We start from the raw sequence: 9,895 nt of genomic DNA, 5'->3' as shown, positions 1-9,895 counted from the left end.
CACCGCGATCGCCGCCGCCCTGCTGCTGCCGCCGCTGGCGGTCGTGCTGGTCGCGGTCGCAGCCCCGCAGGATGCGGAGGCCCTGCTTTACGAGGGTGGCGCGGAACTGGCGGAGCTCAGCGCCTCCGGCGGCCTGGCGGTGGACGCCGTGACCGTCGAGGGGCGCGGCAAGACGGCGCTGGACGATCTGCGGGAGGCGATCGGCGTCAACCGCGGCGATCCGATCCTGTTCCTCGACCTGGAGGAGGTGCGGACCCGGGTTGCCGACCTGCCCTGGGTGAAGAGCGCAGTGGTGGAGCGCCGCCTGCCCGACACCCTGCATGTCCGGCTGGAGGAACGGGAGCCGTTCGTGCGCTGGCAGAACGGCGGCCGGACGGTGCTGATCGACCGCGAAGGGGTGATCCTGGCGAAGGCGGTCGGCGGCGAGTTCCGCCACCTGCGGCGGCTGGTCGGCAAGGGGGCGCCGCAGCAGGCGGCGGCGCTGTTCGATCTGCTGCAGGACGATCTCGCGCTGTTCGCGCGGGTCGCCACCGCCACCCGGATCCGGGAGCGCCGCTGGGACATCACCTTCGACAACGGTGTGGTGGTGCGGCTGCCGGAGGAGGGGATGCGCCAGGCCTGGCACCGCTTCGCCGAACTGCAGGCCGCCGAGGGCCTGCTGGACAAGGACATTCGCGGCATCGACCTGCGGGTGCCGGACCGGGTGATCCTGCAGCTCACGCCGGAGGCGGTGCAGGCCCGCGACCTGCCGGGGAAGAACACGTGATGGCAAAGGGGTTTGCGATGCTGCGCAGGGAGGCACGGGGGCGGTCGTGATGGGAAGCGGCAGGAGCGGTCTGATCGTTGCGCTGGATGTCGGCACCACCAAGGTGTCCTGCTTCATCGCGCGCAACCTGCATGGCCAGCCGCGGATCGTGGGCATCGGCCACCAGGCGGCGCGCGGCATGCGTGCCGGCGCCGTCGTCGACATGGACGCGGTCGAGGGGGCGGTGCGCGCCGCGGTCGATTCCGCGGAGCGCATGTCGGGCGAAAAGGCGCGCGAGGTCCTGATCAGCCTGTCCGCCGGCCAGCCGGTCTCGCAGATGGTGAACCTGGATGTCTCCATCGCCGGCCATGCGGTGACCGACGGCGATGTCCGCCGGGTGCTGGCACGGGCCCGCAGCCTGGAGGTCGAGGGCGACCGCCATATCGTGCACGCCATCCCCACCAGCTTCGACATCGACGGCTGTCGCGGCATCCGCGATCCCCGCGGCATGTATGGCGAGCGCCTCGGCGTCACCATGAACCTGATCACCGCCGGCACCGGGCCGATGCGCAACCTGGCGAATTGCGTGGCGCGGGCGCATCTGGACCTGGAGGCGGTGGTCGTCTCCCCCTATGCCGCCGGGCTGGCCTGCCTGGAAGAGGACCAGATGGAGCTGGGGGTCGCCGTCGTCGACATGGGCGGCGGCACCACCAAGATCGGCGTCTTCTACGACGGCGGGCTGGTCTTCGCCGACGCCGTGCCGGTGGGCGGGGCGCATGTCACCACCGACATCGCCCGCGGCCTGACCACCACCCTGGAGACGGCGGAACGGCTGAAGGTCGTCCATGGCAGCGCGCTGTCGACGCATATCGACGAGCAGCAGCAGATCGAGATCCGCCAGGTCGGCGACCATGACCGGCATTCGGTGACGCAGATACCGCGCTCCTACCTGACGGGGATCATCCGCCCGCGGGTGGAGGAGACCCTGGAGCTGGTCCGCGACCGGCTGGAGCATTCCGGTTTCTCGCGCCTGGCCGGCCGCCAGGTGGTGCTGACCGGCGGCGCCTGCCAGCTGGGCGGCATGCGCGAGCTGGCGTCGCGGATCCTGGACAAGCAGGTGCTGATCGGGCGGCCGATCCGGGTCTCGGGCCTGGCGGAGGCGACCGGCGGCCCCGGCTTCAGCACCTGTGCCGGGCTGCTGAGCTACGCGCTGCGCGACCATGCGCGGCTGGACGATGCGATGGAGGAGGAGATGCCCGAACCGGTGGCGCCGATCGGGCGCATCGCCCGGATGGGGCGTTGGCTGATGGCGAATTTCTAGGCACGGCACCGGATCGGGGGGATCCGGCGCCGTGCAGGCCAGGGCCGGGCTGAGCCCGGATTGCGTGGTCCCGGCAATTGCACACGGGACGGACGGCACTGGGGGCGGTGTCGATGGTGTGAGAGACCAAGCGAAGGATAGGTCAGGAGGACCGCAGCTATGACGTTGAACTTCAGTTCCCAGGAGCCGCTGGAACTGCGCCCGCGGATCATCGTGGTGGGTGTCGGCGGCGCCGGCGGCAATGCCGTCAACAACATGATCGCCTCCAACCTGGAGGGCGCCACCTTCGTGGTGGCGAACACCGATGCCCAGGCGCTGGCGAAATCCTCGACCGACCGCCGCATCCAGCTCGGCGTCGACCTGACCGAGGGGCTGGGCGCAGGCTCCCGCCCCGATGTCGGCCGCGCCGCGGCGGAAGAGGCGATCGAGGAGATCGCCGAGCATCTGCAGGGCTGCCACATGGCCTTCGTCACCGCCGGCATGGGCGGCGGCACCGGCACTGGCGCGGCGCCGGTGATCGCCCGCGTGGCGAAGGAGATGAACATCCTCACCGTCGGCGTGGTGACCAAGCCCTTCCAGTTCGAGGGCACGCACCGGATGCGCACCGCGGAGGCTGGCATCGAGGAGCTGCAGCACTTCGTCGACACGCTGATCGTGATCCCCAACCAGAACCTGTTCCGCCTGGCGAACGAGAAGACCACCTTCGCCGATGCCTTCCGCATGGCGGATGAGGTGCTGCATTGCGGCGTGCGCGGCATCACCGACCTGATGGTCATGCCGGGCCTGATCAACCTCGACTTCGCCGACGTCCGCACCGTGATGAGCGAGATGGGCAAGGCGATGATGGGCACCGGCGAGGCCGAGGGCGACAACCGCGCCATCGAGGCCGCCAACCGCGCGATCGCCAACCCGCTGCTGGACGAGATCTCGATGAAGGGCGCGCGCGGCGTGCTGATCAACATCACCGGCGGCATGGACCTGACCCTGTACGAGGTCGACGAGGCCGCCAACAAGATCCGCGAGGAGGTCGACAGCGACGCCAACATCATCGTCGGCTCCACCCTGTCGGAGGACATGTCGGGCAGCATGCGGGTCACGGTCGTCGCCACCGGCATCGATGCCGGGATGGAGATCGAGGCGCCGCCGAACAGCCGCAGCGGCTATTCCGGCAATGTGATGCCGATCCGCAGCGGCTATGTCGATCCCCGCGGCGAGGTCTCCGCCAGCGGCGTGACGGCCGCCCCGGCGGCCGGCCCCGCGCCGGCACCGGCGGCGGCCACCGCCCAGGCCTATGGGGCGAGCGCCGCCCGGACGCAGCTGGTCTCCACCAGTTCCGCGGTGCTGGCGGAGGAGGCCTATCCGCGCCAGCACGAGGACGAGCTGGCCGACGCCTTCCAGCAGGCCCTGGACCCGGATGCCGAGCCGGATTATGGCCAGGCGACCGCCATCGAGCGGCAGGCGGCCCGTCCGGCCGAGGAGCCGGCCCAGCGCAGCCTGCTGTCCGACCCGGAGCCGGCGGCGCCGGCCCGCGCCGACCGTCCGGCGGTGGAGCGGGGCGCCCGCGGCCAGGCCGCCGAGCAGCCCTTCATCGCGCCGGAGCCGATGCGGCCGCCGCGCCGTCCGGAGGCCCGCTCGACGGCCCAGGAGCCGGCCCCCGAGCGGATGCCGCAGCGGCCCGCCGAGCCTGCGGCCCGCGACGAGGGTGCGGCGGGTGAACCCCGCATGCGCCGGCCCAGCATCTTCCGCCGGATGACCGGCGTGGGGCTGGCCCGCAACGGCGACGACCTGGAGAAGACCGCAGGCCTGACGGGGGACCGTGCCGCGGCCGAGCCGGAGGCGGAGCCTGCGCCGCGCCAGGCGGCGAAGCCGCAGCCTCCGCTGCCGGCGGCCGGTGCACGGCAGCAATCCCAGCAGAAGGCCACCCTGGGCGGTCTGGATCCGGCGGATCGTCTGCCGCGCACCGCCGACGAGGATGACCTGCTGGAGATCCCGGCCTTCCTGCGACGCCAGGCGAACTGAGCCCGGCGGGCCCGGCAGTGCCTCCTCCTGGGCATCCTGCCGGGCCATCGTGTCGCCCAGGGCCCGCGGTCGCGTCCTTCGCTGCGACCGCGGGCCCGCCGCGACCTTCGAGACGGGATCGGATTCTCCGCGCCGGGAATTGATCTCGATCAGGGCGGCCGCCGGCGCACCGGTGTGTGATGGGACATGGACATGCCCCGCCCTTCCGTTGCGCTGAAGCGCAGCCTCCCATTCTGGCTCCTGGTTCTCTACGGCCTGGGCACCACCGTCGGTGCGGGCATCTACGTGCTGGTCGGCAAGGTCGCCGGGGCTGCCGGCATGCAGGCGCCGCTCGCCTTCCTGGTCGCCGCGCTGCTGGCCGGCACCGCGGCCCTGGCCTTTGCCGAACTGGCCGGCCGCTATCCGCTCAGCGCGGGCGAGGCGGCCTATGTCGATGCGGCCTTCGGGCGAAGCTGGCTCACCCTGCTGGTCGGCCTGGCGGTGATCGCCGCCGGCCTGGTTTCCGCCGCCACGATCACGCTCGGCTTCGCCGGCTATCTGCGGGCCTTCGTCGAGGTGCCGCCGCCCTTCGCTGTGACCGGGGTGGTGGTCCTGCTCGGCCTCCTGGCCGCCTGGGGCATTGCCGAATCCGCGATGATCGCCGCCATCGTCACCCTGGCGGAGGTTGCCGCGCTGATGGCGGTGATCGTCGCCGGCGCGCCGGCGCTTGCCGGCCTGCCGCCGCTGCTGCCGGAGATCCTGCTGCCGTCGGGCAGCGCCGCGCTTGGCGGCATCCTGGCCGGCGCGGTGCTCGCCTTCTATGCCTTCATCGGCTTCGAGGACATGGTCAATGTCGCCGAGGAGGTGCGGGATGCGCCGCGCGTGCTGCCGCGGGCGATCCTCGCCGTGCTCGGCATCACCACCCTGCTCTATCTCGGCGTGGCCCTGGTCGCGGTGCTCGTCATGGCGCCGGAGCGGCTGGCGGCGAGCGAGGCGCCGCTGTCCGCCGTCTATGCCGCGGCCGGCGGCCGCGGCGCGGCGGTGATCGACCTGGTGGCGATCTTCTCCGTGCTGAACGGTGCGCTGATCCAGCTGATCATGGCCAGCCGGGTCCTGTACGGCCTGGCGCAGCGGGGCGGGCTGCCGTCCTGGCTGGGCCGGGTGCATCCCCGGACCCGGACCCCGGTGCTGGCGACGGCCCTGGTCTCCGCCATCTGCCTCGCTTTGGCGCTGCTGTTCCCGATCGTGACCCTGGCGCGCCTTACCGCGCATGTCGCGCTGGCGGTGTTCGCGGTGGTCAACCTTGCCCTCTGGTGCCTGAAGGGCAGGGGGGATGCCGCGCCGGGCGGCTTCGTCCTGCCCCGCTGGGTGCCGGCGGCCGGCTTCGCCGCCTGTCTGGCGATGCTTGCAGCCGACCTGCTCTGGCCGGTCTGATGCCCGGTCGCGAAAGGCCGGCATGACGCGGCTTCGTCGCTCAGGGGGCGGGCAGCGCCTTGATTCGGGTCAGCGGAGCGGCGATAGAGGGCAGGGGGCGGCGGCGGCGTTGAAGCCTCTCTCCACTTGTTTCGGAAATCTTGCGAAGGGCTCGCACGGCGCCGAAAATGTGTTATTTTTCAAAGCGCTACCGCAGTGCAGCGAGTTACATGTTGTAACAGAGAGTGATTTGAGAAGCTGTTTCCGCCTCTGATATCAAGACCATGGGTGATGAGCGGCGCTGCGGGGCCGCTCGGCCTCGGGGCAGATGGCCGGCTGTCATGCCGGTCTGCGCCTGGAGGGGGGCTCAGATCGCGGTTGTCTGCGGTCCTGGCGGTTCGGCAGGCATGATCGGTCTGGCCGGTGCAGGGGGCGCTTCCGTGGCTGGCTCCGACCTTTTCTGGCCTGCGGCCACTGGGCGCATGCCCTGCCGGTTCCACCGGCGAGGCAGCTTTACACGGGTGCAGCGGGCGACCGGGACATGGCGGGCCGGATTGTGACGGCCGGTGATGGCCGGGCCAAGTCGGGATCCGCCGGAGTGAAGAACGGCTCTATGATGTTTGAACGTACTGTCCAGCAAAGCGTGCGGTGTTCCGGTATCGGGCTGCACACCGGCAAACCGGTCAGCGCCGATATCCGCCCTGCCGAGGCCGGGCAGGGCATCCGCTTCCGCCGGGGCGATCTTCCCGGCAAGCCGGAGATCGCCGCGCGCTACGATCTGGGCACCGACTTCACCCTGGGCACCACCCTGCGGCATCCGGACGGTGTGGCTTCCGTCGCCACGGTCGAGCATCTTATGGCGGCGCTGGCCGGCCTGGGCATCGACAATGCGGTGATCGACGTCGAAGGGCCGGAAGTGCCGGCGGTCGACGGCTCCGCGGCGCCCTTCGCGGGCCTGCTGCGGCGTGCCGGCCTGCGGACCCTTGGCCGCCCGCGGCGGGCGATCCGGATCCTCAAGCCGGTCTCGCTGACCGAGGGCAGCAAGTCGGTCTCCCTGGAGCCGGCGGAGAGCTTCTCGATCACCGTCAGCATCGATTTCGACAATCCGGTGATCGGCCGCCAGACCTGCACCTTCGCCCCTGCCGACGACGACTTCCTGACGGCGCTGGCGCCGGCGCGGACCTTCGGCCTGCTGCACGAGGTCGACTGGATGCGCCAGCAGGGACTTGCCCTGGGCGGTTCCCTGGACAATGCCATCGTCATCAACGGCAGCACCGTGATGAACCAGGACGGCCTGCGCTTCGCCAACGAGTTCGCGCGGCATAAGGCGCTGGATGCCCTGGGCGACCTGGCCCTGGCCGGCGCGCCGCTGCAGGGGCGTTTCGTCGGCAATCGCTCCGGCCATGCGATGAACAACCGCCTGCTGCACGCCCTGTTCGCCGACGAATCGGCCTGGGAATGGGCGCCGGTGGCGGCCAGGGCGGAACTGACCGACCCGCCGCTGGCGGCTGTCGGCCTCTGAGCGACGGGGCGCGCCCGCGCCCGCACTTTACGCCCGCATTTCCTGCCCGCAATTCCTGCCCGGCACCGGTCGGCCGCCCCGGCGAAGGGACGGCTTGGACCCGCCCCGGAAAAAACGGTATGACCGACGCGCCGCGTGTGCGCCGGCGAAAGCCGTGCCGCCCCGACGACCGGGCCTCCTGCGCCTGCAGCCCCGGCACGGGAATCCGTCAGTCCAGGCGGACCGGTGCCGGCGTTGTGACAGGGGGCCGTTCACAGGCCGACCGACCGGGATGTTGACCCCAGAATGCTGCCAGAACGATGCTGACTGACCTGCGATCCGTCCTGCTGCAGATCCGCGGCGTGCTGCCGCTGGTCGCGGCGCTGGCGCTGGCGCTTGTCCTGGCTGCCTGTTCCGACGACGAGGGGCCGCTCTATGTCGAACGGCCGGTGGAGGAACTCTATAACGGCGCCCTGAACGACCTGGAGCAGGGCAACTGGCAGCAGGCGGCGCAGGGCTTCGACGAGGTCGAACGCCAGCATCCCTATTCGGTCTGGGCCACCAAGGCGCAGCTGATGGCCGCCTATTCCTACTACCAGAGCAACAAGTACGACGATGCGATCCTGGCGGCGGACCGCTTCATCGGCCTGCATCCCGGCAACAAGGACGTCGCCTACGCCTATTACCTGAAGGCGATCAGCTACTACGAGCAGATCGTCGATGTCGGCCGCGACCAGGCCAATACCGAACGCGCCCTGCAGTCGCTGGAAGAGGTGGTCCGCCGCTTTCCCAACAGCGAATATGCCCGCGACGCCCGCCTGAAGATCGACCTCGCCCGCGACCACCTGGCCGGCAAAGACATGGAGATCGGCCGCTTCTACCAGAAGCAGAACCTCTATCTCGCCGCGATCCTGCGCTACCGGTCGGTGGTGGAGAGCTACCAGACCACCAGCCATGTGCCGGAGGCGCTGGCCCGCCTGGTGGAATGCTATCTCGCCCTCGGCGTTGCTTCGGAGGCGCAGACGGCGGCCGCCGTTCTCGGCTACAACTATCCGGGCAGCGAATGGTATCTGGACTCCTACAACCTGCTGACCGGCGAGAACCTCTATCCCCGGATCGACGAGCGGTCCTGGATCACCCAGGCCTGGGATTCGCTGTTCTGACCTGCGGCCGGCATCCGCCGCCCGGCCGCCCGAGGGCCGCCCCGTCATGCTCACAGCGCTGGACATCGCCGACATCGTCTTGATCCGCAAGGTCACCCTGGCCTTCGGCCGCGGCCTGGCCGTGCTGACCGGCGAAACCGGCGCCGGCAAGTCCATCCTGCTCGACGCGCTGGGCCTGGCCCTGGGGCGGCGCGCCGATGCCGGCCTGGTCCGCAGCGGCGCCGCCCAGGGGGTCGTGGCCGCCAGCTTCGCGCCGCCGCCCGGCCATCCGGTCCATGCCCTGCTGCAGGAGCGCGGCCTGGCCGGCGACCCGGCGGAGGAGGGCGCGCTGATCCTGCGGCGGGTGGTGCGCGCCGATGGCGGCAGCCGCGCCTTCGTCAACGACCAGCCGGTCGGGGTCGCCCTGCTGCGGGAGCTGGGCGAGCTTCTGGTGGAGGTGCAGGGTCAGCACGATGCCCGCGGGCTGATGGATCCGTCGCGCCACCGCGACCTGCTGGACGAGGCGGCCGGCGCCGCGGCGGAGCGCGATGCGGTGGCGCAGGCCTGGGCGCGCCGTCGCAAGGCGGCGGAGGCGCTCGCCGCGCTGGAGGAGCAGGTCAAGGCCGCCCGGGCGGAAGAGGAATGGCTGCGCCATACCGTGGGCGAACTGGACGCGCTGGATCCGCAGCCGGGCGAGGAGGAGGAGCTGGCCGCCCGCCGCACGCAGCTGCGCAACGGGGCTGCCCTGGCCGACTGCCTGCGCGACGCCCTGGCCGCGGTGTCCGGCCAGGAGGGGGTCGAGGCCCGGCTGTCCGATGCCCTGCGCGGCCTGGAGCGGCGCGCGGCGGAAGCCGACGGCCTGTTCGAGGGCGCGGTCGCCGCCTGCGACCGGGCGCTGGATGCGGCGGCGGAGGCCGTGGCCGCGCTGGAACAGGCGGGCGAGCGGCTGGAGCTCGATCCCGCCGTGCTGGAGCGGGTGGAGGAGCGGCTGTTCGCGCTGCGCGGCGCAGCGCGCAAGCACCAGCTGCCGGCCGAGCAGCTGCCGGCGTTCCGCGAGACGCTCTCGGCGCGCCTTGCGGCGGTGGAACAGGGCGATGCCGCCCTGGCGCAGCAGCAGGCCGCACTGGCGGAGGCGGAGCAGGCTTTCGCGGCCGCGGCCGCGGCGCTGACGGCCAGGCGGCAGGCGGCCGCGGCGGCGCTTGCCGAGCAGGTCTCCGCCGAACTGCCGCCTTTGAAACTGCCCGATGCCCGCTTCGCGATCGAGGTGCTGCCCCTGCCGGCGGAGCAGGCCGGCCCGGCCGGCATGGACCGGGTCGCCTTCCTGGTGGCGACCAATCCGGGCGTGGCGCCGGCACCACTGCACAAGGTGGCCTCGGGCGGCGAACTGAGCCGGCTGCTGCTGGCGCTCAACGTGGTGCTGACCCGCGACCAGGCAATCGGCACGATGATCTTCGACGAGGTCGACCAGGGGGTCGGCGGCGCCACCGCGGCGGCGGTGGCGGAACGGCTGCGGCGGGTCGCGGACCGGGTGCAGGTGCTGGTGGTGACCCATGCGCCGCAGGTGGCGGCGGCGGGCGCGCGGCATTTCCGGATCCGCAAGACGGCGGAAGGCGGCGAGGCTGCCACGACCGTCGAACCGCTGGACGATACGGCACGGCTGGAGGAGGTGGCGCGCATGCTCTCCGCGGCGGAGATCACGCCGGAGGCGCGGGCCCAGGCGGCCCGCCTGCTGGCGCCCGACGCGGCAGCGGCCGGCTGAAGGGAGAAAGGCATGG

General features: G+C 71.7%; 7 protein-coding genes. All 7 read left to right on the top strand.

Going from position 1 to position 9,895, the window contains the following annotated elements:
• On the top strand, positions 1 to 766 hold a 766-nt coding region (locus tag ACFOGJ_RS11605; protein ID WP_379900436.1), incomplete at its 5' end, for a cell division protein FtsQ/DivIB.
• A gap of 49 nt (positions 767 to 815) precedes the next feature.
• Positions 816 to 2,066, top strand: a complete 1,251-nt coding sequence (gene ftsA, locus ACFOGJ_RS11600) for a cell division protein FtsA (protein ID WP_379900434.1) — start codon at positions 816 to 818, stop codon at positions 2,064 to 2,066.
• A gap of 159 nt (positions 2,067 to 2,225) precedes the next feature.
• Positions 2,226 to 4,085 carry a cell division protein FtsZ gene (gene ftsZ, locus ACFOGJ_RS11595; RefSeq protein ID WP_379900432.1) on the top strand — a complete coding sequence of 620 codons (1,860 nt, stop codon included), beginning with the start codon at positions 2,226 to 2,228 and terminating at the stop codon, positions 4,083 to 4,085.
• Between the two features lie 192 nt (positions 4,086 to 4,277).
• Positions 4,278 to 5,498, top strand: a complete 1,221-nt coding sequence (locus tag ACFOGJ_RS11590) for an APC family permease (protein WP_379900430.1) — start codon at positions 4,278 to 4,280, stop codon at positions 5,496 to 5,498.
• Between the two features lie 592 nt (positions 5,499 to 6,090).
• On the top strand, positions 6,091 to 6,999 hold the full coding sequence (lpxC, locus tag ACFOGJ_RS11585) for a UDP-3-O-acyl-N-acetylglucosamine deacetylase (protein WP_449288585.1): 909 nt from the start codon (positions 6,091 to 6,093) through the stop codon (positions 6,997 to 6,999).
• Positions 7,000 to 7,298: 299 nt separating this feature from the next.
• Positions 7,299 to 8,141, top strand: coding sequence for an outer membrane protein assembly factor BamD (locus tag ACFOGJ_RS11580; protein WP_379900426.1), 843 nt, complete (start codon positions 7,299 to 7,301; stop codon positions 8,139 to 8,141).
• A 46-nt stretch (positions 8,142 to 8,187) separates the two neighbouring features.
• Positions 8,188 to 9,879 (top strand): DNA repair protein RecN, encoded by a 1,692-nt coding sequence (gene recN / locus ACFOGJ_RS11575; protein WP_379900424.1) that lies wholly within the window; start codon positions 8,188 to 8,190, stop codon positions 9,877 to 9,879.
• Positions 9,880 to 9,895 lie beyond the last annotated feature (16 nt).

Origin of the sequence: Marinibaculum pumilum, assembly GCF_042646425.1 — a bacterium.
In the GTDB taxonomy this organism is placed as follows: Bacteria; Pseudomonadota; Alphaproteobacteria; order Ferrovibrionales; family Ferrovibrionaceae; genus Marinibaculum; species Marinibaculum pumilum.
The sequence above is the reverse complement of the archived record's forward strand: the minus strand, read 5'-3'. Positions and strand labels throughout refer to the sequence as shown.

What these genes read in the sequence shown, in the direction of transcription:
- lpxC (WP_449288585.1), top strand. Translation starts at nt 6,091, where the DNA reads ATGATGTTTGAACGTACTGTCCAGCAAAGCGTGCGGTGTTCCGGTATC.
- ACFOGJ_RS11590 (WP_379900430.1), top strand. Translation starts at nt 4,278, where the DNA reads ATGCCCCGCCCTTCCGTTGCGCTGAAGCGCAGCCTCCCATTCTGGCTC.
- ftsZ (WP_379900432.1), top strand. Translation starts at nt 2,226, where the DNA reads ATGACGTTGAACTTCAGTTCCCAGGAGCCGCTGGAACTGCGCCCGCGG.
- ftsA (WP_379900434.1), top strand. Translation starts at nt 816, where the DNA reads ATGGGAAGCGGCAGGAGCGGTCTGATCGTTGCGCTGGATGTCGGCACC.
- recN (WP_379900424.1), top strand. Translation starts at nt 8,188, where the DNA reads ATGCTCACAGCGCTGGACATCGCCGACATCGTCTTGATCCGCAAGGTC.
- ACFOGJ_RS11580 (WP_379900426.1), top strand. Translation starts at nt 7,299, where the DNA reads ATGCTGACTGACCTGCGATCCGTCCTGCTGCAGATCCGCGGCGTGCTG.